This window comes from Micromonospora sp. NPDC000442, assembly GCF_042898635.1.
GTDB lineage: Bacteria > Actinomycetota > Actinomycetes > Mycobacteriales > Micromonosporaceae > Micromonospora.
Window position 1 is genome coordinate 109,775 of record NZ_JBIAYZ010000013.1, and the last position, 24,797, is coordinate 134,571.

The window sequence follows — 24,797 nt, forward strand, 5'->3', positions numbered from 1 at the left end:
GATGAGCTGCGGATCCTCCTTCGGTCGGGCGGCGGGCTGGTCGGAACGGGATACGGTCGGGCGCATGACTGGTGAGCATTCGGCGCTGGCGCTGCGCGGCCTGGCCAAGAGCTTCGACGGCAAGGTCGCGGTGGCCGGCGTGGATCTCGACGTCCCGGCCGGCTCCTTCTACGGGCTGCTCGGCCCGAACGGCGCCGGCAAGACCACCACCCTGTCCATGGCGGTCGGGCTGCTCCGCCCCGACGCCGGAGGGGCCTGGGTGCTCGGCCGCGACGTGTGGGCCGACCCGGTCACCGCGAAGCAGTTGCTCGGCGTCATGCCGGACGGGGTACGCCTGTTCGACCGGCTCAGCGGGGCCGAGCTGCTGGCGTACCACGGTCTGCTGCGCGGCATGGACCCCACCGTGGTCGACCAGCGGGCGGCGGAGCTGCTCGACGTGCTGGCTCTCGCCGATGCCGGCCGGACGATGGTGGTCGACTACTCCGCCGGCATGAAGAAGAAGATCGGTCTGGCCTGCGCGTTGTTGCACGGGCCTCGGCTGCTCGTGCTGGACGAGCCGTTCGAGGCGGTCGACCCGGTCTCGGCGGCACTGATCCGGGACATCCTCAAGCGGTACGTGGCCGGGGGCGGAACGGTGGTCTTCTCCAGCCACGTCATGGAGGTCGTGCAACGGCTCTGCTCGCACGTGGCGATCCTCGCCGGGGGCACCATCAAGCGGGTCGGCACGCTGGAGCAGGTACGCGGCGACCGTTCGCTGGAGGACGTCTTCGTCGAGGTGGTCGGCGGGCGTACCGCCACCGGTGAGGAGCTGGCGTGGCTGTCCCGGTGACCGTGCCGGCGGACCAGGCGCGGCCGGTCTCGGCGCGTCACTTCGTCCGGCTCAAGCTGCGGGTGATGGGCAACAACTTCCGCGGTCAGGGCTGGCGGGTGGCGCTGTTCCTGGTCGGCTCGCTGATCGGGCTCTGGTTCGCGGTCGGTGCCTTCTTCGGCCTGGCCGCTCCCGGGCTGGTCGGCGACGACCGGTACGCCCTGCTGATCGCCGCGTTCGCCGGCGGGCTGACGGTGCTCGGTTGGCTGCTGCTGCCCCTGGTCTTCTTCGGCGTCGACGAGACCCTCGACCCGGCCCGGTTCGCGCTGCTGCCGCTGTCCCGGCGCACCCTGGTGACCGGGCTGTTCGCGGCGGCGCTGGTGAGCGTACCCGCGGTCGCCGTGCTGCTGGCCCTCTCCGGCCTGGTGGTCACCGCCGGGGTATTCGGCGGCTGGTCGGCCGCGCTGGTCACCGCCGTCGGGGTGGTCTGCGGGCTACTCCTCTGCGTCGCCGCTGCCCGAGCGGTGACCAGCGCATTCGCCTCCATGCTGCGCTCCCGCCGGGTACGCGACCTGGCCGCCGTCCTGCTCGCGGTGCTCGCCGCGTCGCTCGGCCCGTTGCAGCTCGCCGGCGTGGCCGCGATCCAGGACACCGACTGGGACCGGCTCACCGGCGTGGCGACGGTGATCGGCTGGACCCCCTTCGGTGCCCCCTGGACGGCGGGTATCGAGGTGGCACAGGGCCGGGCCTGGGCCGCACCCGTGAAGCTGCTGATCACCGTCCTGACGATCGTCGCGCTGCTGGCCTGGTGGTCACGCTCACTGGAGTCGGCGATGGTGGGCGCGGCGAGCGCCGGACCCACCCGGGCAAAGCCCGGAGTCACCGGCGGCGTGGTGGCCCAGCTCTTTCCCCGGGCCGCCGGCTGGCTGCGTCGGGACCGGTTCGGTGCTCTGGTCGCCCGGGAGGCCCGCTACTGGTGGCGAGACGCCCGTCGACGCGCCAATCTGATCACCATCGCGGTGGTCGGTCTCTTCGTGCCGGTGATGGTCAACTTCGGTGGGCAGGGCTTCACGATCGACAGCGAGCAGGGCTTCAGCCCCGCCGGGGACTCCTCACCGGTGCTGGTCAGCCTCTCGATGCTCTTCGTCGGTCTACTCGCCGCCGTGACGCTGGCCAACCAGTTCGGCTTCGACGGCAGCGCGTACGCGGCCAACGTGGTGGCCGGCGTGCCGGGTCGGCTGGAGTTGCGCGCCCGGATCACCGCGTTCTCGCTCTACGTGCTGCCGATGCTGGCGGTGGTCGCCGTGGTGATCGCGCTGGTGCTCGGCGAGCCGGCGTGGATCGGGTTCATGGCGGGTGCGCTGGTCGCCACCTACGGTGCCGGGCTGGCGGTCAACTCGTTCGTCTCCGTGCTGGGCGCGTACTCGCTGCCGGAGACGAGCAACCCGTTCGCGATGAACAGCGGGGCCGGGGTGGTGAAGGGGATGCTGACGCTGCTGGCCATGGTGGCCACCGCCGCGCTCGCCGCACCGATGGTGCTCGCCGCGGCACTGCTCGGCGACGCCTGGCTCTGGCTGGGCCTGCCGCTGGGCGTGGCCTACGGCGTCGGCGCGGCGCTGCTCGGCGCGTACCTGGCCGGCGACGTGCTGGACCGCCGCCAACCCGAACTGCTCGCCCTGGTCACCCCCCGCCGCTGACGGTCGCCACCACCTGCGGCATGTTGCGGCATCACTACCGCCGGATACCGCAACATGCCGCATCTCGCGAGGCTGCGGTCAAGGTTCGGCAGGCGGGCGGGTCACAATGTTTCACGTGAATCATGAGCCGGGTGCCCAGATCCACCACACCGACCCGTTCGCCGCGCCGGCCGACAAACGTTCGCCGGTACGCCGGCTGCGGGGGCGACTCGCCGCGCCGGTGACCCTCTGGACGGCGCCCGGGCCGGCCGGGCTGACGGTGTCGTCGACCCTGGTCGCCGAGGGCGAGCCGGGCCGACTGCTCGGACTGGTGGACGCCGAGTCGGAGCTGTGGGCGGCGGTCGAGGAGACGGGCCGCTTCGCCGTGACGCCGCTCGGTCCACCACACCGGCAGCTCGCCGACCGGTTCGCCGGTCTGTTCCCGTCGCCGGGCGGCCTCTTCGCCACCGGCGCCTGGGTCGACACGCCGTACGGGCCGGTGCCGGGCGACGCGGGTGGCTGGGCCGGTTGCCGCCTCGACGGTGCCCGGGAGTACGGCTGGGGCCTACTGGTGGAGGCGACCATCGAGCGCGTGGAGTTGGCCGACGACGCCGAACCGCTGCTGCACCACCGGGGCCGCTACCGGGAACTGGCCTGACCGTTACTACGGACCGACCGCTCCTTTAGGCTGACCAGTCATGAAGGTTGAGCAGCGCTTCGGTCCCGGTCACCGGGTCCTGGTCACCGGCGGCGCCGGTTTCGTCCCGTCGCACCTGGTGGATTCCCTGATCGAACGCGGCTGCACAGTCGTCGTCCTCGACAACTTCGTCACCGGGTCCAAGGAGAACGTCGCGCACCTGCTCGACACGCCGAACTTCACCCTGGTGGAGGCCGACATCTCCGACGGCCTGCCCAGGCACCCGGCGTTGACGGCCCGGTTCGACGCGATCCTGCACATGGCCTCACCGGCCAGCCCGACCGACTTCGAGAAGCTGCCGGTGGAGATCCTGCGGGTCGGCTCGGTGGCCACCCTGCACCTGCTGGAGCGGGCCGCCGCCGACGGCGCCCGGTTCCTGATGGCCTCCACCTCGGAGGCGTACGGCGACCCGAAGGAGCACCCGCAGCGGGAGACGTACTGGGGCAACGTCAACCCGATCGGCATTCGCAGCGTCTACGACGAGGCGAAGCGCTTCTCGGAGGCCGCGACGATGGCGTACCGCCGCAGTCGGGGCGTGGATACCGCGATCGTGCGCATCTTCAACACGTATGGGCCGCGGATGCGGCCGGACGACGGGCGGGCCATCCCGACCTTCATCTCCCAGGCGCTGCGCAACGAGCCGATCACCGTGCACGGCACCGGCAACCAGACCCGTTCCATCTGCTACGTCGCCGACCTGGTCCGGGGCATCCTGCTGCTGCTGGACTCGACCGAGAGCGGGCCGGTGAACTGCGGCACCGAGCACGAGATGAGCATGCGGGAGTTGGCCGAGACGATCGTCTCGCTCTGTGGCAGCCGGTCCGAGGTGACCTACGTCACGCGCAGTGCCGACGACCCGGAGATGCGCCGTCCGGATCTCACCCTCGCCCGCGACGCGCTCGGCTACGAGCCCACCGTCGCTCCCGAGGAGGGACTGCGGCGCACCATCGAACACTTCCGCCAGCGCCTGGGATAGTCGACACCGACGGCGCACGGTTCGGTAGGGGCGAGACTGGCTCGCGCTGCGTACATTGAGTTACATGTCAGCGACCATTTCCGCCGCGCTACCGGCCCTCCACCTGCACCGCAGCGCCGGCCGGGCGGCGGTGCCGGGCCCGGGGCGCGGGGGCCGGGCCAGCGGGCCGACCGACGACACCCGGTGGCACCCGGCGTACGACGATGAGCCGATCCCGTCCGGCGGCGCGGGAGGACCACGCGGTCCGCTGGGTCCGGGTGGGCCCGGCGGCGGCCCGTCGCCGCGTCGGCGGCGGCCGCACTGGCGCCGCATCGCGCTGGTGGCCGGTGTCGCCGTGCTGGTGCTGGCCCTGATCGGCGGGGCGGGTGCCTGGTTCTACGCCCGTAGCCTCGACAACAACATGGCCCGGACCGACCCGTTCTCGGAGATCACCGGTGACCGGCCACCCAAGGCGGTCAACGGCGCGCTGAACATTCTGATGGTGGGGACCGACTCGCGGGATCCGGACGCGCCGATGGACCGGGCCGGCGAGTGGCGGGCCGACACGATCATCGTCATGCACATCCCCGCCGACCACAAGCAGGCGTACCTCGTCTCCATCCCACGGGACCTGTACGTGCCGATCCCGGAGAGCGCCGGTGCCGGATGCGAGACGGGGCAACGTCGCAAGATCAACGCTGCGTTCGCGTTCGGTGGCCTGCCCCTGGCGGTACGCACGGTCGAGTGCTTCACCGACGTGCACATCGATCACGTGATGGCCATCGACTTCGCCGGGTTCAAGCAGGTCACCGACGCCCTCGGCGGGGTGGACCTGGAGGTGGAGCGGACCATCACCTCGATCCACAAGCCGTACCGGAAGTTCACCAAGGGCACCAACCACATGAACGGCACCGAAGCCCTGGACTGGATCCGCCAGCGCAAGCAGTTCCCGGACGGTGACTTCGCCCGGATGCGCCACCAGCAGGATTTCCTGCGGGCGCTGATGGACAAGGCGGCCAGCACGGGCACGCTTACCAACCCGAAGAAGCTCAACGCCTTCCTCCAGTCGGTCACCGAAGCGGTCACCGTCGACCAGGGCTTCTCGCTCACCGACATGGCGGTGCAGTTCCGCAATCTGCGGGGCGAGAACCTGACCTTCGTCACCAGCCCGCACCTGGGCAGCCAGACCATCAACGGCGAGTCGGTGGTCGTCTCCGACCGGGAGAAGGCGCTGACCATGTACCGGGCCATGGCCGGGGACACGATGGCCGACTGGATGCAGGCCAACAAGAAGCCGGCCACCGGCAACGGCTGAGCACGAGCGACGACAGGAACGGCCGATCGTCCACAACTAAGTGGACGATCGGCCATTTCAGCAGGATGACGCGGTGGAGAACGTGAATTGGACACCACGCGAACTCGCCAGCACCGGAATGCGAACGTAAAGTGTTCCCGCCCCCTTCTGCGTACACGAGCTGGAGCACGCATGCCGGTTCACAGCCCCGCCCTGCTTGAGCCGCCGCGCGCGTCCGCCGCCCCGCCCACCCTCACGGGCGAAGGCTCCGGCAAGTCCGGCAAGAAGCGCCCCCGGCGCAAGGATCCGCTCTGGGCCCGGCTCACCGTGATTTTCGGCGCCGCGCTGATGATGACAAGCGGTGTGGCGATCGTCGGCAGCAAGGCGGTGATCAGTCAGGCCACCGGCAGCATCTCCCAGCGCAACCTGCTCGGCGACGCCGGCAAGACCTCCACGGAGGGTGGGGCCGATCTCAAGGGCCCGATCGACATGCTGCTGCTGGGGGTCGACGCCCGGGAGCGGTGGGCGGCAGACGACGTACGCGCGGACAGCATCATCGTGCTGCACATCCCGGCCACCCACGACCAGGCGTACCTGATCTCGATCCCGCGGGACACCGAGGCGCGGATCCCGGCGTTCGAGAAGACCGGTTACCCGGGCGGCGTCGGCAAAATCAACGGCGCATTCCAGGCCGGCGCCCAGAACGGCGGCGGTTGGGAGGGTGGCGCCCAGTTGATGGCGCAGACCATCAAGGGCATGACCGGGGTCAGCTTCGACGGGGCCGCGATCATCAACTTCGGCGGCTTCAAGAACGTCATCGACTCGCTGGGCTCGGTGCGCATCTGCCCGAAGCAGGAGGTCACCTCGATCCACATGTCGTACGTCGACGGCAAGCCGATGTGGAACGCGGACGCCAAGAAGACCGGCAAGCCGCGTACCCCGGTAGTGCACAAGAAGGGGTGCCAGGAGATGGAGGGCTGGGCGGCCCTGGACTTCTCCCGCCAGCGGTACGGCCTCAAGAACAGCGACTACGACCGTCAGCAGAACCAGCAGCAGCTGATCAAGGCGATGGCCAAGAAGGCCACCCAGAACGGGAGCCTGACCAACCCGGTGAAGCTGAACGGGTTGATCAAGGCGGCCGGTAAGGCGTTCATCCTGGACACCGGCGGTGTGCCGGTGGAGGATTTCGTCTTCACCATGCGCGGGGTGACCGGAAACGAACTGATCATGCTGAAGACCAACGGCGGCACGTACAACGCCAAGGGCAACGGCACCGAGGCGCTCAGCGAGCAGACCCTGGACATGTTCCAGGCGGTTCGGAAGGACAAGCTCGCCGAGTTCGTCTTCTACAACCCTGAGGTGATCTCCTCCCGGAAGTGACCGGCAGGGCATCGCGATAGCCGAAACCGTCGTCACTCTTCGTGACAGTTCCGTAGCCTGATGTGAGTCAGATTCACGTTGGGTTCGCGGGAGGGACGTCACGGCCAGGCGGCGGCGTACGAGCGGAGAGCGGGCACCGGGCGGGCGCACCCGGGGACCGCGGTGGCCTCGCGTACTGCTCGGCATCGGGTTGACGGCGGTGCTGCTGGCCACGCTCGCCGTGGTCGGGCTCCGGATGCTCACCGACCGGTACGAGCGCACGATGACCCGGGCGGAGTTGCTCGACCCGAGCGCCCGCGCCGACCGCACCGACCTGGACGGCCCCCTCAACTACCTGCTCGTCGGCTCGGACCGGCGACCCGGTGACGCCGGCTCCGAGCAGCGCACGGACACCATCCTGATCGTGCACGTGCCACCCGGGCTACGCGAGGGCTACCTGGTCTCCGTGCCGCGCGACCTGCTGGTGGCCATCCCGCCGGGCGGTGGCTACCCCGGCGGCGAAGACAAGATCAATACGGCGTACGAGTACGGTGGCGGCGGTCGGCCCGGTGCGCACCTGCTCTCGGCCACCCTGGCCCGGCTCACCGGCATCCGGTTCGACGGTGCCGCACTTGTCGACTTCGCCGGTCTCCGAAACGTGATCGACCTGCTCGGCGGGGTCGACATGTGCGTACGCAACGAGGTGAAGTCGATCCACACCGACCGGGTCTTCCGTCCCGGCTGCCAGCGGATGGACGGCGAACAGGCGCTGGACTACGTGCGCCAGCGCTACGACCTGCCGGGCGGCGACTACGACCGGCAGACCCACCAGCAGCAGTTGCTGGGGGCGATGCTGGAGCAGGCCGGTGAGACCCGACTACGCACCGACCCGGTACGGCTGCACCGGCTGATCGGGGCCGTGGGCGGCTCGCTGACGCTGGACACCAACGGCGTGCCGGTGGAGGAGCTGTTGCTCGCGCTGCACGGACTGGCCACCGACGGGCTACGCGGCGTGCAGGTGCCGTCCTACCCCCAGATGATCGACCACGTGTCCTACGTCCGACTCGACCACGAAGGTGACGGGCTGTTCGCGGCGGTGCGCGGCAGCCGGATGCCGGAGTGGGCCGGCGCCCATCCGCGCTGGGTGACCCGGCTCTGAGAGATGTCGGTAGCCATCCCGCCGGGAGGTCGCGGGCGGCCGCGCGACGAGGTTCTAGGCTTGGTACCCGTGTTCGGACCTCAGATACCCACCGTGACCGTTTCCGAGATCAACGATCAGACGTACCTGCTCGACGTCCGGGAGGACGACGAGTGGAGCGCCGGCCACGCCCCGGGCGCCCACCACCTGCCGATGATGGAACTGCCGGCCCGGCTGGCCGAGGTGCCGACCGACCGGGACGTGGCCGTCATCTGCCGCTCCGGCGGTCGCTCCGCTCAGGTCGTCGCGTATCTGCTGCGTAACGGTTGGGAGCAGGTGAGCAATGTCGCCGGCGGGATGGGCGACTGGGCGGCTGCCGGTCGACCGGTGGTCGGCTCGGACGGGCAGCCGGGCCGGGTCCTGTAGGACGCGAGCCGTGGACGGCCCCCTCGTCTTCGCGCACCGTGGCGCCTCGTACGACCTGCCCGAGCACACCCTCGCCGCCTATCTGCGCGCCCTCGACGAGGGTGCCGACGGGCTGGAGTGCGACGTCCGGTTGACCCGCGACGGGCACCTCGTCTGCGTACACGACCGGCGGCTGGACCGGACCAGCAACGGCCGAGGTCTGGTCAGCGCGCGTACGCTCGCCGAGTTGGAGCAGTTGGACTTCGGTTCCTGGCATCCCGGGGGTGTTCCGGCCAACGGCGACGAGGTGCTCGACGACTCGCACACCCGGCTGCTCACCCTCGAACGACTGCTGGAGGCGGTGCTGGCCGCCGGACGGCCGGTCCGGCTGCTGGTGGAGACCAAACATCCGTCCCGCTACGGCGGCAACGTGGAGCGGCGGCTGGTCGCCCTGCTACGTCGGTACGATCTGGCCGAGCCGCGCCCGGACACCCCCGTACGGGTCACCGTGATGTCCTTCTCCCCGCTGGCGGTACGCCGGATCCGGGCACTGGCTCCCGCGCTGCCCACCGTGCTCCTGCTGGAGGTGCTGCCCCGCTGGCTGCCGATGGGTCGGCTGCCGTTCGGTGCCGGCATCGCCGGACCGGGGATCGCGCTGGTGCGCGCCCGTCCCGCCCTGGTGCCGGCGCTGCGGGCGGCCGGCAGTCAGGTCTACGTCTGGACCGTGAACGAGCCGGCCGACCTCGACCTCGTGCTGGCGGCGCGGGTGGACGGCGTGATCACCGACCGCCCGGCGCAGACACTCGCCCGGCTGCATCGGTGATCGCGGCCTAAGCCGCTCGGGGGTGCCCGGGAACGCGGACGGCAGGCACACTCGGGGTCATGCCGGACCGCACCGACTACTCGGCTCTCATCGCCGGGCACACCGCCGTCATCGAGATGATCAACTCCGGTGACGCGGGTCTGCCGGTCCTGAACCAGTTGCTCCGGGTGGCCCAGCCGGCACTCGGGGCCGCCGGGATGGCGTTCGTGGAGTTCGCGCCCAGCGGTGGCCGGGTGATAGCCGCCACCGGCGCCGCCGAGTGGACCGTCGGTCGGCCGCTGCCCGCCAACGATCCGGTCACCATCTGCCTGCTCGCCGGCCCCCGGGTGCAGTGCGTACGTACCGACCAGTTCACCAACCCGCTCACCAGCGAGCTGGCCCAGCGCGGCCTGCGGCGGATGGTCGTCTCCCGGGCCTCGATCGGCGGCCACACCGTCGGCAGCCTGCACGCCCTCTACCTCGCCGACGACGAGGAACCCACCGCCGAGCAACGCGGCGTGGTCGGTTACCTCGGCTCCTGCATCGCCCACATGTACGGCGACCAGAGCGGCCTGCCGGTGCACGGCGACGGTCCGGTGGTCGCGGCGCTCGCCGACGGGCTGGCCGTGGTCGACCGGGACGCCAAGGTCCGGCTCTGGAATCCGGCCGCCGCGCAGGTGACCGGTCGGTCCACCGCGGAGGCGATCAACCAGCCGCTGCCCTTCCCGCTGCCGCCGTCCGGGCAGGTCCTCGATCATCGCCTGCCGAGCGGACGCTGGCTGCGGATCACCTCGGGTGAGCTGCCGGGCCCCGGCGCCCTGCGGGTGGTCACCTTCCGGGACACCACCGACCAGCAGCGGCACGACCACGAACGGGATCTCTTCGTCGCGGTCACCAGCCACGAGCTGCGTACCCCGGTCACCGTCATCAAGGGCTACGCGGACACCCTCACCGACCACTGGGAATCGCTTAGCGAGACCGACCGGCGGCAGGCGGCCCGGGTCATCGGCCAGCGGGCCAACGAACTGGCCCGGCTGCTCGACCGGCTGCTCGCCTCCGCGGCCGAGGCGTGGCCGGGCGATGGGCCGCCGGCACCCTTCGACCTCACCGAGACGCTCCGGGTCGCGATCGCCGACCTGCCCACGGACCTGCGTCGGCGGACCACCCTTGAGGTGCCGGCCGAGTTGCCCAGGGCGATCGGCCATCGGCAGAGCCTGGCCACCGTGCTCACCGAACTCGTCACCAACGCCGGCAAGTACTCCCCACCTGACTCCCCGATCGACGTCGCCGCAGGTGCCGACGGCCAGACCGTCTGCTTCTGGGTCAGTGACCGGGGCATCGGCGTACGCCCGGAGCACGTGGAACGGGCCTTCGACCGGTTCTGGCAGGGCGACTCCGGCGACCGGCGTCGTTATCCCGGCACCGGTCTCGGCCTCTATTTGGTTCGCCGGATCGTTGAACAACAGAATGGGTGGGTATTCCTTCGACCGAGAAGTGGTGGGGGTACGGTCGCAGAGGTGCGGCTGCCCCGCAGGTGACAGTGGGGGTCACGGGGCGAAAGAGGGGCAGAGGTGGCGACGACAGCGGTCGAACGGGCGTGGTGCGTGGTGGTGCCGCACCATGCCAGTGGGGCGCGGATCGCCCGGCACCGGCTCGCCGCCGAGCTGGCGGGCCGCGTGTCCCCGGCGATGCTGGCGGATCTCGTGGCGGTCCTGGCCGAGCTGGTGGGTAACGCGGTCCGGCATGCCGACCCGCTGCCGGGCGGCGTGGTCCGGGTCGCCTGGCGGCTGCGCCACACGCCCGAGGGTCCGCAGCTCCGACTGCGCGTCACCGATGGCGGTGCCGCGGGTGCCCCCTGGATCCGCCCGCCGGACCCGGACGCCGCCGACGGCCGTGGCCTGCACATCGTTTCGGGTCTGGCGACCAGTTGGGGTGTGGAGCGCGACGGTCTCGGGCAGAGCGTCTGGGCCGACTTCGACCCGGTCGGTGACCGGCCGGCGCTGGTGACCTCCGGCTGAGCCGGTCGGTCGACCCGCTGCCGGGTCCGGCCCCTACCGTCCACCGGAGGGCTCCGGCGCGGGTGTCACGCGCTAGGCTGTGTCGCCGTGAGCAAGCGTCGAAAGAACCAGCGGGCCGCCGCGTCCGGCAAGCGGGAACGGATCCGGGACGTCTTCGTTCCCCGGCCCTTCGAGGGGCTGGCCGACGAGCCCGAGTGGATCGCCCTGCGGGAGCTGGTGCCAGCCGCCTCCGCACCGCTGCGGCTCACCCCGGCGCTCGTCGACGAGCATGGCGACCGACCGGTCACGCTGGCCACCGTGCTGCCGATGGCCGCCCCCGCGATGAGCCGGGACGACGGCCACATCTTCATCGGGCTCCAACGTCATCTTCAGTCCGGTGACGTCTCTCGCGACCTGGCCGAGTCGCTGCTCTGCGCACTGCGTACCGCCCCCGGCGCCCAGGTCGCGGTGCCGCCGCTGCCCGGTCCCGGTCCCCGGTTGCAGGACATCCTGGTCGATGGGCCGTTGGAGATCAGCCTGCACGAGGGCTTCGAGTTCTGGCTGGCCCCGGAAGCCGCCGAGGACCCGACCGTGCGGGCCTCCCTGGAGCGGGCCAACGCGGCGATCTATCCGACGGTGCGGCTGACCGCCGCGCGTGCCGCGTACTGGTGCCGGGTGTCGGAGAAGGCTCACGTCCGCTGGGTGCTGCCCGAGGCCGAGGAGGCCGCCCTGGATGCGCTGGCTCGGCTCGGCGCGGCCGGCTCGCTGACCCTCGGCGACCAGACCCGGTTCGCCGGTATGTTCCGGGCCCACGGGCGGCTGGTGCCGGTCTGGGACCTGCCCGAGGCAACCCCGGCCGGTGACTGGGAGCAGCCGGTCGCCGACTTCGCCAAGCGGTACGCCGACGCACTGGCCGAGACCGGCCCGCTCGACCCCGACGCCCGCAGGTCCCGGCAGGGGCTGCTCGGCCGCCAGCTCACCCTGCGCTGACCGCAGCCCGGCAGCTGACTGGTCCCACCGGGCACCTGCTCCGCCCAGCCGTCAGGAAGCTGCCCTGCCCTGCTCCCGGAGCAGCGGGCAGGACATGCAGCGGGGGCCGCCGCGTCCCGAGCCCAGCTCCGAGCCGGCGATCGGGATGAGTTCGATGCCGGCCCGCTCCAACTGGGCGTTTGTCTCGACGTTGCGCTCGTAGCCGACGCAGAGTCGCGGCGCGAGCGCCAGGGTGTTGTTGCCGTCGTCCCACTGCTCCCGCTCGGCGGTCACCGGGTCGAGCCCGGTGTCGATCACCCGCAGCCGGTCCAGGTCCATCGCGTCCGCGGCGGCCCGGAGGAACGGCGCCGGCCCGTCGACCCGCGGGTCCTCGCCGTCGGCACCGGCGATGACGGTGTACGCCGACAGGGTGCTGGCCACGTTCGGGTACATCAGCACGGCGTCGACGTCGACCATCGTGCAGATCGTGTCCAGGTGCATGGTGGCCCGTTCCTGGGCGATCGGTACGACGAGGATGGTGTGCGCCAGGCCGGCCGCGAAGACCCGACGCGCGAGGCGTTCGGCACCGGCGGGTGTCGTCCGTTCGCCGACCCCGACGGCCAGCACGCCGGGTGCCAGCAGCAGCACGTCGCCACCCTCCAGAGGCTCCAGCCCAGGCCGGTAGACGAATTCGGTGCCGGCGAACCGGGGATGGTGACGGTAGATCGCGTCGGTAAGCGTGGTCTCCCGCCGCCGGGCGGGCATCGCCAGACTCGTCACACCGACCCGATCACCGATCCACAGTGACGAGTCGCGGGTGAACAGCAGGTTGGGCAGCGGGTCGATGATGAAGTCGTGTCGGTCCATCAGGGTGTAGACGAGGCCACCCCGGCGGTCCCGGCCGAGCCGCAGCTCCTCGTGGGCCAGACCGGCCACGAGGACGCTGGCCAACGCGGCCGGGTCGAGGTACGCCAGATGCGCGGCGACCCGGGCGCGCAGGCTGTCGCCGAGCCTGGGCGAGTTGAGCACCTCGTCGGTCAGTTCCGTCCGGGCCTCCGACACGGCCAGCGTCTCGGTGAGCAGCTCGGTCAGGTAGAGCACCTCGACGCCGCGTTCCCGCAGGGCTCCCGCGAAGGCGTCGTGCTCCTCCTGCGCCCGGCCCACCCACGGGATCGCGTCGAAGAGCAGCGAGTCGTTGTTGCGTGGGGTCAGCCGGGCGAGTTCCGGCCCCGGCCGGTGCAACAGGACGGTGCCGAGCCGGCCGACCTCACTGTCCACGTGGTGGCTCACCCCCGCAGCGTAGGGCAGGGTTTGGCGGTATCCGGTAAAACAACCGTGGGTGAATATGGCATTCATCCACAGTCATTCCGGCGCTCCGGCTTGCCGAGCACCGGGACTGGCAACGTAGGGTAGTGAGAACGTAACTTCGAGGGACCTTTTGCCGGAGGTCGCGATGACTGTCTTCCCCGCACGTCGAGCCGTACCGTCCGCCAGGGCGCTGCCGCCAGTGGCGGTACCGCACCCCCGGGCCGAGTCTCCCGGGGTGGTCGCGACTCCTCGCCCGTCTCCGTTGGAGTGGGCCCGCCGCCGTCGGGCGGAGCGGGGCGCGCGACGGCTGGAGGCGGCCGGTGCCCGCGCTCTCGGTCAGCTCGACCATCTCGGGCCGGCCTGGCACGTGATCGACTGGCCCCGCACCGACGCGGCCGATGTCCTCCTCGACGACCCCGCGGACAACCGGGCCGGGTTCCTGGCCATCGGCCCGAGCGGGCTCTTCGCCGTCACCATCGCCGACCACGGCCGGGCCCGCGTCCTGGTCGCCGGTGACGTGGTGCAGATCAACGGCAAGCGTCCGCCGTACGTGGCCGAGGCCCGTCGCGACGCCCGACGGGCGAGCAAGGCGCTGACCGCGGCCGTCGGCCACCCGATCCCGGTGACCCCGGTGCTCACCTTCGTGGGCTCCGGGGTCATCAGCGTCTACGGTCTGCCGAAGGATTGCCTCATGGCGACCCATCGGGAGCTCGACCGGCTCCTCGTGGCCGGCGGCAACCGGATCAGCCCGGCCACCGCCGAGAAGCTGTCCCGGGTCGCGCAGCACCCCGGGACCTGGGGAAACGGCGGTTACCCGCCGGCGGCCGACTACCGGTGGTACGAGGACGGCCGAATGGCCGCTGACAAGCCGGCCGGCCGCCGGTAACGTCAGCGGCGACGCCACGCGGCCGGGCACGGCTCAGCTCCCGCCGGCCCGCGCCGTCGCCGACCGGGCACTGATCAACACCGACGGCACCGTACGCCCAACGCGGTCGGCGGTCGCTGCCGCGACCGGCTAGCGTGGACGTACCGTCGGTGTGCATAGGAGGCTCGGTGGCCCACGTCGAACTCTCGCTCTCGGAAGTGTTCGCACCCTCCGGGGGGACACCGACAGAGCCTGGGTGCGACAACATCGGCCGCTGGTCGGCCACGGTCTCCAGTGCCGACGAACCCTGCCTGCTGATCGACGCCGAGACCCGGGTGCTTGCCGTCTCCACCGCCGGTTGCGAGCTGCTTCAACTTGGTGCGCCGGAGGACGTGATCGGCCTGCCGCTGCTCGACGGCGGGCTGCGACTGCTCGACTTCACCGCCTACCGCGGCGAGTTGACCGAGCCCGAGATCGACAAGATCCCGCCGCTGCTGGCGCTCACCTCCGGCCGCCTGGCCCGTGGCCTGCTACGGATCGAGTCGGCAATGGAGGACGCAGCCGACGCGACCGTCGACGCGATCTCCACCCCCGTGGTCGCCGACGGCGAGGTGGCCGCCTCCCTCACCTTCTTCTCCGAGGTCTGACTTCCTCCTACCATGGGCTCGGCCACCTGCCATCCAGAGTTTCCCGCCCTGAGGACCACCCCGTGCCGCCCAGCTCGCCGTTCCCCGTCGACCCCGATCGGCCCACCGCCGGCTCCCGGTCCCCTGCCGAGGTCTCCCGCCGGCCGCGCCGTCAGCATGGTCGGCTGATCGGTGTTGCCGTGCTGACCGTGTTGGCCGGCGGATGTGGCGCGCCCCCGGAGGTACGCGACAGCGGCGGTCTGCCGACCCTGGCGCCCACCCGGGCGCCGAGCAGCCCGACCAGCTCCGCCACGCCGTCGTTCGGCGCGCTTCCCGGTGCCGGTCCGACCACTCCGTCGTCCGACCCGGGACTGGTCGCGCTGGCCTGCCCCGGCGAGCCGTCCGCGAAGCGGATCATCGAACTGGTGCGTGGCCGTCGCGGGCTGCTGCCCGGCAGCGCTCGGGTCAGCGTCCGCAACGGTCCGTTGTGTGCCGCCGACTGGCACCTGACCACCCTCGACGTCGCCGGTTACGAACCGCTCCAGGTGGTCACCCGCGACCGGGCCGGGACCTTGCGCCTGGTGACCGCCGGCACCGACGTGTGCACGGCCGAGGTGCGGGTCGCCAGTCCGCCCGGCATCCAGACCCTGGCCTGTGGCAGCGACGGCGGCGGTTTTCCGGTGCCGGTCCCCGCGCCGACGCCATCGCCAACTCCGTCGACCCCCTCACCCACGCCGTCGGGCTCGTCGCCGACTCCGGGTGCGTAGGCTGAGCGCATGCCGGGAACGCCGCCGACCCGTTTCGTCTACCTCGGCCCCGAGGGCACCTTCGCCGAGCAGGCACTACGCACCGTGCCCGCCGCCGAGCGGGGCAGCCGCACGCCGGCCCGCAGCGTCGGCGAGGCACTGGAGGCCGTCCGCGCCGCCGAGGCCGATGCGGCTCTGGTGCCGCTGGAGAACTCGATCGGGGGCGCGGTAGGGGTCACCCTCGACGAGCTGGCCGAGGGGGAACCGCTTGTCATCACCCGGGAAGTGATCCTGCCGGTGGAGTTCGTGCTCGGGGCACGGGCGGGAACCCTGCTGCCGTCGGTACGCAGCATCGCCGCCCACCCGCAGGCGTCCACCCAGTGCCGGGGTTGGCTGCGGACGCACCTGCCCGACGCGGTCGTGGTGGACGTGCTGTCCAACGGCGCGGCGGCGGCCGGCGCGGCCGACGGTGAGTACGACGCGGCCATCTGCGCACCCATCGGCGCGACCCGGCACCGGCTCGCCGTCCTGGCCGACAAGATCGCCGATCACCCCGACGCGGTGACCCGCTTCGCGCTGTTGTCGCGGCCCGGTCCGCCTCCGCCGCCCACCGGCGACGACGTGACGTCGCTCGCCGTCTACATCGCGCACGACCGGGTGGGCGCGCTGCTGTCCGTGCTGATGGAACTGGCGGTCCGGGGCGTCAACCTGACCCGGATCGAGTCCCGACCGACGGGCGAGGCCCTCGGCCGCTACGTCTTCTTCCTCGACTGCACCGGCCACGTCGCCGACGCCCGGCTGGGCGAGGCGTTGCAGGGGCTGCGCCGGGTCTGCGCCGACGTACGTTTCCTCGGCTCGTATCCCCGGCACCGCTGGGACGGATCGGCCAGGGAACGGCCGGTGACCGCCCCGGCGGGCCTCTCCGACGCCGACTACACCGACGCCGCCGCCTGGCTCGCCCGGCTGCGCGCGGGCGAGCTGACCTGAGCGACCCGGTGGAGCCCGCCGACGCAGCCGGGCCCGGCTGCGCGCGAGCCTCATGAGACCACGACCTACCGGAACAGGCCGCCGAGCACACCGCCCTGGTCCTGCTGACCGCTGCCCATGATCGGCGGTTCCTCGGAGGGCTGGACGACGACGAAGCCGTGGCCGGCGAAGCTCATCGTGTACGCCTCACCGGTGCTGCGTCCCAGCAGCGTGCCGAGCCCGATCTGGTCGGCCCGGTGGTAGCCGGTCTGCAGGCTCGCCGACCAGCAGACGGCGGCCTGTGGGTCGACGTAGGTGGGCGCGTCGACGTTGAGCACGACCGGGGTTCCCCGGGTGGTGACGGCGATCCTCCCGTGCCCGGTGAAGACGCAGTTGAACAGGCCGGACGAGGCCATGCCGGCCCCGCCGACCATCTTGATGTCGTAGCGCAGGGTGGCGTCGAACGCCAGCACGCTGGAGCCGTTGATGGACAGGGCGTCGCCTGGCTCCAGGTCGATGACGTGCACGTCCTTGGCGAAGTCGGCCAGGAACACGTCGCCGCGCCCGCTGAGTTTCATCAGCGGCACGCCCTCGCCGGTGAGCTTCTGCTTGAGGAAGTTGCCCAGGCCGCCGGAGCCGAGTGCCTGGAACTGCACCTGACCCTGGTACGCGACCATCGAACCGACCCGGGCCATCGCCTCACCGTCGAGTTCGATCTTCAACATCTTGGAGTTCTGCAACCGCATGCCGGGTTGCGCCGACTCCTGCTCCAGATTCGCCGCCGAGAACAGCTCGCTGCGCATGGTTCCTCCCGTACTCGCCGTACCTGGCCGAGACGGTAGAGCCAGCCCGCAACCCTGGACGGGACCGTCAACCCCAGCCCAGCTCGTGCAGGCGCGCGTCGTCGATGCCGAAGTGGTGGGCGATCTCGTGCACCACGGTCACGGCCACCTCGTCGACGACGTCCTCGTCGCTGTGGCAGATGCGCAGGATGGGGTTGCGGTAGATGAGGATGCGGTCGGGCAGTACGCCCGCGTAGTCCCAGCCGCGTTCGGTAAGCGCGTGTCCCTCGTACAGCCCGAGCAGGTCCTCCCCGGGCGGCGGGTCGTCCTCGACCAGGATCACCACGTTGCTCATCAGCGCCAGCAGTTCCTCCGGAACCTCATCAAGCGCCTCCCCCACCAGTTCCTCGAACCGCTCCCGCCCCATCTCCACCGCCACACCCTCATTCTTCCCCACCCCACCCGCGATCTTGCACTTCCGGTCGTCGCGAACCAGCACAGAAGCCGCGTAACGGAGACCAAAAGTGCAAGATCGGCGGGAAATGGGGGTGGGTCAGGAGGTTAGGCGGGCGGTGAGGGTGATCTCGGCGCCGGGCGAGAGCAGGCGGGAGATCGGGCAGTTCTGCTTGGCGGTCTCGGCCAGCTTGGCGAACTGCGCCTCGTCGATGCCGGGCACCGAACCGACAGTGTCCAGCTCGATCCGGGTCACGGTCATTCCGGCGTCGGTCTTGTCGAGGTGCACCTTCGCGGTGGTCTCCACGGAGGTGGGCGTCGTGCCGGCGTCGGCGAGCGCCTTGGAGAAGGCCATCGAGAAGCAGCCGGCGTGCGCGGCACCGATCAGTTCCTCGGGGTTGGTGCCCTCACCCTCTTCGAAACGGGACTTGAAGGAGTAGTTCCCCTCCAGCCCGCCCTTGCCGGTGCGGATCGTGCCGGACCCCTCGGTGAGGTTGCCCTGCCAGCGTGCGGAAGCGGTACGGATAGGCATGCACCTGACGCTAGTCCACCGAGGTCGGCAGGCGACCGACCGCCCCCGGCCGCGCGGTTGTTCCTCGGCGTCGCGACCCGGCTGTGTCATGATGCGACCCGGACCCCGCGACCCGGACCTCGCGGCGCGGCGGACGCGCGGCGTCCCGGCCACCAGGAGAGGGTGAGTGATGACCCACGACCTCCCCATTCCCCGTCAGGACGACCGCTCCGACGGTGCCAGCGTCATCGAGTGGGGTGCGGAGGACGAGTCGCCTGCGGCCGGCCGGTTCCGGCGGGCCTTCGGCGGCCTCGGCCGGGACCAGCGGGTGCCGGTGCTGCTGGCCGGGCTCGGCGCGGTGGCGGCCCTGGCGTCGCTGCTGGGTGAGTGGTCGACGATCACCATTCCCAACGGCGGACCGGACCCGGACACTCCGCTCCAGGTGATCAGCGGCGTCGCCGACATCGGGCTGGGATCGGCGTACCTGGTCGGGCTGCTCGCACTCGGTGCCGCGGTGGCGCTCGCGGTGCGCGGCACGGACTCCGTCCGGGCGAATGCCCGGGTGGCCGGGTTGGCCCTCGCCGCGGGTGTGCTCGCGCTGCTGGCGACGACCGTGGTGTCCCTCGACGACACCCTGCGACGGAGCATGTTCTACAACACGGAGCTGACCTTCGACGTCGAGTACGGCCGCGGGTTGATCGTCGCCTTCGTCGCCGTCGGGTTGTTCGCCGCCGCGCTCGTCCGGACCTCGCCCGGACCGGCCGGAACCCGGCCAGGGTCGGACGGGCCGCGCCGGCGCGGCCGACGACCGTCGGAGGACGCGGAGCCGGAGGGGGAACGCCCACCCGCGGACATAACCGTCACACCGACGGTGCCCTTCGCCCGGGAGGCACCGCCCGACTGATCAACGACCCAGGTCAAGAGGTCACCTCCGGTGTGTCGCCCGTTGGCACCCGATTCGCCTGGAAGCCATGGTTGCGACCGGTTCTGCGAGGTACGGTTGCTGCCCGCCGTCACGCCGGGTCGCCGCTCGACGAGGTGAACGGCTGGTCGCGACGGCGGCGGGCGAAGGAGGAACGATGACCCGCCCGGGCCTGCCCAAGCTGATCGCCACCGACCTCGACGGGACGCTCGTCCGCAGCGACGACACCGTGTCGGCCTTCACCCACGAGGTGCTCGACCGGGTACGCGCCGCCGGCATCCCGGTGGTCGGCGCCACCGGTCGCGGCCCTCGCCTGACCGAACTGACCCGCAACGACATCCGCGCCGCCGACTTCCTCGTCCTGGCCGGTGGCGGTCGGGTGGTCGACCAGAGCGACCCGGAGGGGCCGGTGGTGCTGCGTGACGAGCGCCTCTCCAGCGAGGTGCTGGCCGTCCTGCTTACCGAACTGGAGGCCGCGGTCGGCCCGCTGACGGTCATGGTGGAAGCGTCGGACGAGCACGACGCGCCGCTCTGGGGCGACTACCACCCCGCGTGGCCCTATCAGGACGCGTTCGAGGTGCGCAGCCGCGCCGAGTGCCTCGCCGGTGACGTGATCAAGGCGTTCGCGCGTACCGCCGATCACCACGTGGACGAGTTGCTGGCCGCCGCCCGGGAGATCGTCCCGCCACACCTCGCCACCCTCACCCAGGCGGGCCTGGGCTTCATCGAGATCTGCCCACCCGGGGTGGACAAGGCCTCCGGGCTCAGCGTCATCGCGCAGACCCTCGGCGTGGACCCGGCCGACGTGCTGGTCTTCGGTGACATGCCGAACGACCTGCCGATGTTCGCGTGGGCCGGCTGGGGCCGGGTGGCCGTGGCCAACGCCCACCCGAGTCTGCGCGCGGTCGCCGACGAGGTCACCTTGCGCAACGACGACGACGGGGTGGCGGTCTATCTCGACCGGCTACTGTCCCGGTGATGGATTCCACGCCGCACCTGGTCGCCAGCGACATCGACGGGACACTGCTGCGCGACGACCGCACCCTCAGCGCCCGCACCGCCGCCGTACTGGCCCGGATCTCTGCCCAGGGCACGCCGGTCGTCCTCGTCACCGGCCGGCCGATCCGCTGGCTCCGGCTGGTGTACGACCAGCTGGCCGAGCCGCTGCCGGCGGTCTGCGCCAACGGTGCGGTGGTCTACGACCCGACCACCGACGAGGTGCTGCGGGCCGACCCGCTGGCACCGGAGCTGCTCGCCGAGGTGGTCCGACGCCTGCGTGCCGAGGTGCCCGGGGTGAGCCTGGCCGTGGAGATCGTCGACGGTCGGCAGATGCGTCACGAGGCGCACTACCCGTTGCGGTGGGACGCCGACGACGAGGCGATCCGAGCCGTGCAGACCGCCGAGGAACTGCTGTCAGCACCGGCGGTGAAGCTGCTGGCGCGGGCCGGTGAGCAGGACCCCGACCGGTTCACCCGGCTGGTCGCCGCCGCCCTCACCGGGCTCGCCGAGGCCACCCACTCCTCACACTCCGGGTTGGTGGAGATCTCGGCGGCCGGGGTGACGAAGGCCGCCGGTCTGGCCTGGTACTGCCACCGCATCGGCGTCGCCGCGCCGGACGTGCTGGCCTTCGGTGACATGCCCAACGACCTGCCGATGCTCACCTGGGCGGGGCGGGCAGTGGCGGTCGCCAACGCCCATCCGGAGGTGCTGGCGATCGCCGACGAGGTGGCCCCGGCGAACTCGTCCGACGGCGTGGCCGCGTACCTGGAGAAGGTCTTCGGGGCGGACTGAGCCGCCCCGGATGCGGCGCGACGAGCGCGCCGCACCCGGATGGGCGGGAGTCAGAGGTACTGGCCGGTGCTGTGCCCTTCACCGCCCGGCTGACCCATGCCGGGCATCCCCGGCAGCATCGCTCCAGCCGGTCCGCTGGGCAGCGCCTGCCGGCCGGAACGCATCTGCTCCAGCTGTACCCGGGCGGCCATCTGTTGCGCGACCAGCGCCGCCTGGATGCCGTGGAACAGCCCTTCCAGCCAGCCGACCAGCTGGGCGTGGGCGATGCGCAGCTCGCCCTCGCTCGGTGCCTGGTCCTCGGAGAACGGCAGCGAGATCCGTTCCAGTTCCTCCCGCAGCTCGGGGGCGAGCCCTTCCTTCAGCTCGACGATCGACCGTTGGTGGATCTCTCGCATCCGGTGCCGGCTGGCGTCGTCCAGAGGAGCGGCCTTGACCTCCTCCAGCAGCTGTTTGATCATGCTGCCGATCCGCATCACCTTGGCCGGCTGTTCGACCAGGCGCGACGGATCCTCGCCGGATGCGTCGTCGGTCTGCACGGTGCCGACGGGCCGGCCGTCCGGTCCGACCACCACCACGGTTCCGGAGTGCCCGGCACCGTCCCGGTCGGGCTCGTCGTTCTGTCCAGCGGAGAGCGCTTCGGTCATGCCCTCCATCTTTACCCAGCGGTACCCGTCAGCGCCCGCCGGCCCGCTGCTCCGGTACCCGCGCGGCACCCACCTCCCGGGTGCCGGTGAACCGCGCTACCGTCGCCCGATGCCCTCCGATCCCCGCGCGGTGCTCACCCGCCCCGCACCCGAACCGGACGCGACCGTCGCCTACGGCGAACACCCGGACCAGATCGCCGACCTGCGTCGCCCGGCCGGCTCCGGGCCGCCCCGGCCGCTGGTGGTGGTGGTACACGGTGGTTTCTGGCGGGCGGAGTACGACCGGCGGCACACCGGGCCACTGGCGAGCGCCCTGGCCGCGCTCGGGTACCCGGTCGCCCAGTTGGAGTACCGGCGGACCGGTCAACCCGGCGGCGGCTGGCCCGGCACCCTGACCGATGTGCTGGCGGGAGTCTCCGCGCTGCCCGGGTTGGCCGAGGCCGCGCTGCCGGGGCGGGTCACCTCGACGCCACCGGTGCTGGTCGGTCACTCGGCCGGCGGGCACCTCGCGTTGTACGCGGCGGCCCACGCACCCGGTGCCGTCGCCGGGGTGCTGGCCCTCGCACCGGTCGCCGACCTGACCGAGGCGTACCGGCTGGATCTGGACGCGGGTGCCGTGGCCGCGCTGCTCGGCGGCGGACCGGCCGACGTGCCGGAGCGGTACGCGACCACGGATCCACGGTCGCTGGTCCCCCTGCGACCACGCACGGTAGTGATACACGGCACGCTGGATCAGCAGGTGCCCATCGACCTGTCTCGAAATTATGTGGCTGCCGCCCGCGCCGCGGGCGCCGATATTCGCCTGATTGAGCTGCCAGATTGCGAGCATTTCGGTCTTATCGCCCCTGACTCGTCGGCATGGCCGGAGGTTACCGGCGCGTTGCGGTCTCTGCACGAAGATCATTAGCCATTGACGCAGCGTCGCCGAGCAGGTAGAACGCCGAAGGGGCGGATGCGCCCGGCAACACATTCGAAGGGAACCCGGTGTCGCAGATGAACCGCAGGCGGGCACTCCAGCTGCTGGCCGCGCTCGGTACGGGCGGACTCGTCGCCGCGTGCGGCTCCGACGCCGAGCCGGAGGTCACCAGCACAGAGAGCCCGATCAAGATCGGGCTCATCGCGCCACAGTCGGGTGCGAGCAAGGCGGTCGGCGACGAACTCAGCAACGGCTTCCAGCTGTACCTGGACCTCAACGACGGGCGACTCGGCGGCCACCCGGTCGACGTGATCACGGCCGACGAGGGTGACAACGTCAAGTCCGGGCAGGCCGCCGTCGAGGGACTGCTCAAGCAGGGTGTGCTCGCCCTGACCGGAGTCGCCAGTTCGTCGGTCATGTTCGGCATCAAGGACATCGTGGAACAGGCCCGGGTGCCGTTGATCGGCTCCAACGCCTCGCCTGCGAACCTGCAGAGCGTCGTCTACATCTGGCGTACGTCGTACGTGCTCGACGAGGCGGGCCGGGCGCTCGGCCGCTACCTGAAGGACGAGCTCGCGGCCTCCGACCGGATCGCGACGATCCTGCCGGAAGGGGTCGTCGGGGTCGAGGATGTGCTTCGTGGCTTCCGTGAGGAGTTCGGCGCGTCCGACCCGCGGCTCGCCTCCGAGGTGGTCTGGACCTCCGGCAGCAGCAGCCCCAGCCGGACCGCCTACGTCTCGGACATCAACCGCGCGCTGGCGGGCAACCCGTCGGTCGTCTTCTGCTTCTACTCCGGCACGGCGGCCGTGGAGTTCATCATGCAACTGCGCGACGCCGGTTTCCGGGGTCGGATCTACGCCCCCGGTTTCCTCACCGAGGGTTCGGTACTGGAGGACATTCGGCCGGCGCGCGACGCGCTCGGCATCCGCACCGCCCTGAACTACTCCGCCGACCTGAACAACGCGGCCAACCGCCGGTTCGCCTCGGCGTACCGCAAGAAGCACAACTCCTCCCCGACCACGTACGCGATGGCCTCGTACGACGCGGCCAAGGTGCTCGACCAGGCGATCCGTCTCGCCGGCGCGGCGCCCACCCCGCAGCAGGTAAACCTCGCGCTCGGCCGGATCGGGCAGATCGACAGCCCGCGCGGTGCCTGGCAGTTCAACCAGCCGCGTACGCCGCAGCAAAAGTGGTACCTGCGCGAGGTGCAGCGCGACGGCCAGGTGGTGTCGAACGTGCTGGTCAACGAGTTGGCCACGCTCGGCTGACCAGGTCGAAGACAGCGCCGGGCCGTCCCCGGCCAGGGGGGCGGCCCTGCTGCTTGACCTGCGCTCAGTACCGCAGTTCGGCAATGCAGCACTTCACGCTGCCGCCGCCTTTCTTCAGCTCGGCCAGCTCCACCGGCACCGGGGTGTAGCCGGCCACCTTCAGCCGACCGGCGAGCCGGGTGGCCTCGCTGTTGAGCAACACGTTGGCGCCGTCGCCGACCAGGTTCAGCCCGAAGGCGAGGGCATCCTCGTCGTCCGCCAGCACCGCGTCCGGGAAAAGCTGGCTGAGCACCCGTTGACTGGCTGCGGAGAAGGCACCGGGGTAGTAGGCGATGTTGCTGTCGTCGATCGAGGCGAGCGCCACGTCCAGGTGGTAGAAGCGCGGGTCGACCAGCCGCAGTGAGATGACCGGCCGGCCGAGCGCCTCCTGCGCCTCGGCGTGCGCCGGCAACTCGGTACGGAAGCCGTGCCCGGCCAGGATCAGCCCGCCGTGCGCCTCCGGCAGGTACGCGAAGTCGCCCTCGCCCTCGTTGGTCTCGTTAGGCGCGATGAACCGCCAGCCCTGCGACTCGTAGAAGGCCCGGTGCGTGGCCGCCTCGGCGGCCCGCTGCTGGTGCTTGAACTGCGCCCCGTAGACCGTGCCGTCGACCATGAACGCGCCGTTGGCCGCGTAGACCATGTCGGGCAGACCGGGCTCGGGTTCCAGCAGGTGCACCTCGTGGCCGAGGCCGACCAGGGTCTCCCGCAGGCGGTCCCACTGCTTGACCGCCAGCTCCGCGTCGACCGGGGCGGTCACGTCCATCCACGGATTGATCGCGTACTCGACCGCGAAGTGCTCAGGGGAGCACATGAGATATGTCCGCTTTCGCGGCACTCGCTGCTGGTTCACGGTGACCAAG

General features: G+C 71.3%; 26 protein-coding genes and 1 pseudogene. 21 read left to right on the top strand and 6 right to left on the bottom strand.

Features of this window, described 5'->3' with window-relative positions; translation table 11 throughout:
• The first annotated feature begins 64 nt into the window (after positions 1 to 64).
• From ACFY2A_RS21200 to ACFY2A_RS21255, 12 genes are all read left to right on the top strand, one after another.
• Entirely contained in the window at positions 65 to 829 is a 765-nt protein-coding gene (locus ACFY2A_RS21200; RefSeq protein WP_363924799.1) for an ABC transporter ATP-binding protein, read from the top strand.
• Positions 814 to 2,505, top strand: coding sequence for an ABC transporter permease (locus ACFY2A_RS21205; RefSeq protein ID WP_387173880.1), 1,692 nt, complete (start codon positions 814 to 816; stop codon positions 2,503 to 2,505). The genes ACFY2A_RS21200 and ACFY2A_RS21205 overlap by 16 nt, the downstream gene beginning before the upstream one ends.
• A gap of 106 nt (positions 2,506 to 2,611) precedes the next feature.
• Complete coding sequence (locus ACFY2A_RS21210; RefSeq protein WP_387173882.1) at positions 2,612 to 3,142, top strand: flavin reductase family protein; 531 nt, start codon at positions 2,612 to 2,614, stop codon at positions 3,140 to 3,142.
• Positions 3,143 to 3,182: 40 nt separating this feature from the next.
• A complete protein-coding gene (locus ACFY2A_RS21215; RefSeq protein ID WP_387173884.1) occupies positions 3,183 to 4,157 on the top strand; it encodes an NAD-dependent epimerase/dehydratase family protein in 975 nt (324 codons plus the stop codon).
• Positions 4,158 to 4,221: 64 nt separating this feature from the next.
• Entirely contained in the window at positions 4,222 to 5,451 is a 1,230-nt protein-coding gene (locus ACFY2A_RS21220; RefSeq protein WP_387173885.1) for an LCP family protein, read from the top strand.
• 171 nt (positions 5,452 to 5,622) lie between these two features.
• Positions 5,623 to 6,810: an LCP family protein gene (locus ACFY2A_RS21225; protein WP_387173887.1), complete on the top strand. Its 1,188-nt coding sequence runs from the start codon at positions 5,623 to 5,625 to the stop codon at positions 6,808 to 6,810.
• 199 nt (positions 6,811 to 7,009) lie between these two features.
• Entirely contained in the window at positions 7,010 to 7,948 is a 939-nt protein-coding gene (locus ACFY2A_RS21230; RefSeq protein ID WP_387173889.1) for an LCP family protein, read from the top strand.
• Positions 7,949 to 8,017: 69 nt separating this feature from the next.
• On the top strand, positions 8,018 to 8,353 hold the full coding sequence (locus ACFY2A_RS21235; RefSeq protein ID WP_387173891.1) for a rhodanese-like domain-containing protein: 336 nt from the start codon (positions 8,018 to 8,020) through the stop codon (positions 8,351 to 8,353).
• Positions 8,354 to 8,363: 10 nt separating this feature from the next.
• Positions 8,364 to 9,155 (top strand): glycerophosphodiester phosphodiesterase family protein, encoded by a 792-nt coding sequence (locus tag ACFY2A_RS21240; protein ID WP_363924791.1) that lies wholly within the window; start codon positions 8,364 to 8,366, stop codon positions 9,153 to 9,155.
• Between the two features lie 59 nt (positions 9,156 to 9,214).
• Positions 9,215 to 10,672 carry an ATP-binding protein gene (locus ACFY2A_RS21245; RefSeq protein ID WP_387173893.1) on the top strand — a complete coding sequence of 486 codons (1,458 nt, stop codon included), beginning with the start codon at positions 9,215 to 9,217 and terminating at the stop codon, positions 10,670 to 10,672.
• A 66-nt stretch (positions 10,673 to 10,738) separates the two neighbouring features.
• The gene (locus tag ACFY2A_RS21250; protein WP_387173960.1) at positions 10,739 to 11,152 is read left to right on the top strand and encodes an ATP-binding protein; all 414 of its coding nucleotides are present in this window, start codon (positions 10,739 to 10,741) and stop codon (positions 11,150 to 11,152) included.
• Positions 11,153 to 11,239: 87 nt separating this feature from the next.
• A complete protein-coding gene (locus ACFY2A_RS21255; RefSeq protein WP_363924788.1) occupies positions 11,240 to 12,121 on the top strand; it encodes a DUF5926 family protein in 882 nt (293 codons plus the stop codon).
• A 51-nt stretch (positions 12,122 to 12,172) separates the two neighbouring features.
• Here the strand turns inward: ACFY2A_RS21255 and ACFY2A_RS21260 are convergent, their stop codons facing one another.
• Entirely contained in the window at positions 12,173 to 13,390 is a 1,218-nt protein-coding gene (locus ACFY2A_RS21260; RefSeq protein WP_363924787.1) for an arginine deiminase, read from the bottom strand.
• Positions 13,391 to 13,553: 163 nt separating this feature from the next.
• Here ACFY2A_RS21260 and ACFY2A_RS21265 point away from each other — a divergent pair, with 163 nt between their 5' ends.
• The 4 genes and pseudogenes from ACFY2A_RS21265 to pheA all read left to right on the top strand — a co-directional run bounded on the left by ACFY2A_RS21265 (position 13,554) and on the right by pheA (position 16,632).
• On the top strand, positions 13,554 to 14,294 hold the full coding sequence (locus ACFY2A_RS21265; RefSeq protein WP_387173896.1) for a hypothetical protein: 741 nt from the start codon (positions 13,554 to 13,556) through the stop codon (positions 14,292 to 14,294).
• A gap of 167 nt (positions 14,295 to 14,461) precedes the next feature.
• Positions 14,462 to 14,920, top strand: coding sequence for a PAS domain-containing protein (locus tag ACFY2A_RS21270; protein ID WP_387173898.1), 459 nt, complete (start codon positions 14,462 to 14,464; stop codon positions 14,918 to 14,920).
• Between the two features lie 164 nt (positions 14,921 to 15,084).
• Positions 15,085 to 15,570 (top strand): annotated as a pseudogene (locus tag ACFY2A_RS21275) (hypothetical protein); the annotation flags it as partial.
• Between the two features lie 105 nt (positions 15,571 to 15,675).
• Positions 15,676 to 16,632, top strand: a complete 957-nt coding sequence (pheA, locus tag ACFY2A_RS21280; RefSeq protein WP_363924783.1) for a prephenate dehydratase — start codon at positions 15,676 to 15,678, stop codon at positions 16,630 to 16,632.
• Positions 16,633 to 16,697: 65 nt separating this feature from the next.
• On the opposite strand, the gene ACFY2A_RS21285 is transcribed toward pheA, so the two are convergent.
• From ACFY2A_RS21285 to ACFY2A_RS21295, 3 genes are all read right to left on the bottom strand, one after another.
• Entirely contained in the window at positions 16,698 to 17,414 is a 717-nt protein-coding gene (locus ACFY2A_RS21285) for an AIM24 family protein (protein ID WP_363924782.1), read from the bottom strand.
• 67 nt (positions 17,415 to 17,481) lie between these two features.
• A complete protein-coding gene (locus ACFY2A_RS21290) occupies positions 17,482 to 17,826 on the bottom strand; it encodes a metallopeptidase family protein (RefSeq protein ID WP_281566818.1) in 345 nt (114 codons plus the stop codon).
• A 120-nt stretch (positions 17,827 to 17,946) separates the two neighbouring features.
• Positions 17,947 to 18,378 carry an OsmC family protein gene (locus ACFY2A_RS21295; protein WP_363920934.1) on the bottom strand — a complete coding sequence of 144 codons (432 nt, stop codon included), beginning with the start codon at positions 18,376 to 18,378 and terminating at the stop codon, positions 17,947 to 17,949.
• Positions 18,379 to 18,547: 169 nt separating this feature from the next.
• On the opposite strand from ACFY2A_RS21295, the gene ACFY2A_RS21300 reads away from it, so the two are divergent.
• The 3 genes from ACFY2A_RS21300 to ACFY2A_RS21310 all read left to right on the top strand — a co-directional run bounded on the left by ACFY2A_RS21300 (position 18,548) and on the right by ACFY2A_RS21310 (position 21,070).
• Positions 18,548 to 19,261 carry a hypothetical protein gene (locus ACFY2A_RS21300; protein ID WP_387173901.1) on the top strand — a complete coding sequence of 238 codons (714 nt, stop codon included), beginning with the start codon at positions 18,548 to 18,550 and terminating at the stop codon, positions 19,259 to 19,261.
• 175 nt (positions 19,262 to 19,436) lie between these two features.
• The gene (locus tag ACFY2A_RS21305) at positions 19,437 to 20,258 is read left to right on the top strand and encodes an HAD family hydrolase (protein ID WP_387173903.1); all 822 of its coding nucleotides are present in this window, start codon (positions 19,437 to 19,439) and stop codon (positions 20,256 to 20,258) included.
• A complete protein-coding gene (locus ACFY2A_RS21310) occupies positions 20,258 to 21,070 on the top strand; it encodes an HAD family hydrolase (protein WP_387173905.1) in 813 nt (270 codons plus the stop codon). Before ACFY2A_RS21305 ends, ACFY2A_RS21310 begins: the two co-directional genes overlap by 1 nt.
• Positions 21,071 to 21,120: 50 nt before the next feature.
• Here the strand turns inward: ACFY2A_RS21310 and ACFY2A_RS21315 are convergent, their stop codons facing one another.
• The gene (locus tag ACFY2A_RS21315; RefSeq protein ID WP_387173907.1) at positions 21,121 to 21,723 is read right to left on the bottom strand and encodes a bacterial proteasome activator family protein; all 603 of its coding nucleotides are present in this window, start codon (positions 21,721 to 21,723) and stop codon (positions 21,121 to 21,123) included.
• Positions 21,724 to 21,823: 100 nt separating this feature from the next.
• On the opposite strand from ACFY2A_RS21315, the gene ACFY2A_RS21320 reads away from it, so the two are divergent.
• Together ACFY2A_RS21320 and ACFY2A_RS21325 are read left to right on the top strand one after the other, a co-directional pair.
• The gene (locus ACFY2A_RS21320; RefSeq protein ID WP_363920944.1) at positions 21,824 to 22,621 is read left to right on the top strand and encodes a prolyl oligopeptidase family serine peptidase; all 798 of its coding nucleotides are present in this window, start codon (positions 21,824 to 21,826) and stop codon (positions 22,619 to 22,621) included.
• A 77-nt stretch (positions 22,622 to 22,698) separates the two neighbouring features.
• Positions 22,699 to 23,898 carry an ABC transporter substrate-binding protein gene (locus ACFY2A_RS21325; protein ID WP_363920946.1) on the top strand — a complete coding sequence of 400 codons (1,200 nt, stop codon included), beginning with the start codon at positions 22,699 to 22,701 and terminating at the stop codon, positions 23,896 to 23,898.
• A gap of 64 nt (positions 23,899 to 23,962) precedes the next feature.
• Here the strand turns inward: ACFY2A_RS21325 and ddaH are convergent, their stop codons facing one another.
• Positions 23,963 to 24,796, bottom strand: a complete 834-nt coding sequence (gene ddaH / locus ACFY2A_RS21330; protein ID WP_387173909.1) for a dimethylargininase — start codon at positions 24,794 to 24,796, stop codon at positions 23,963 to 23,965.
• Between the last annotated feature and the right edge of the window lies 1 nt (position 24,797).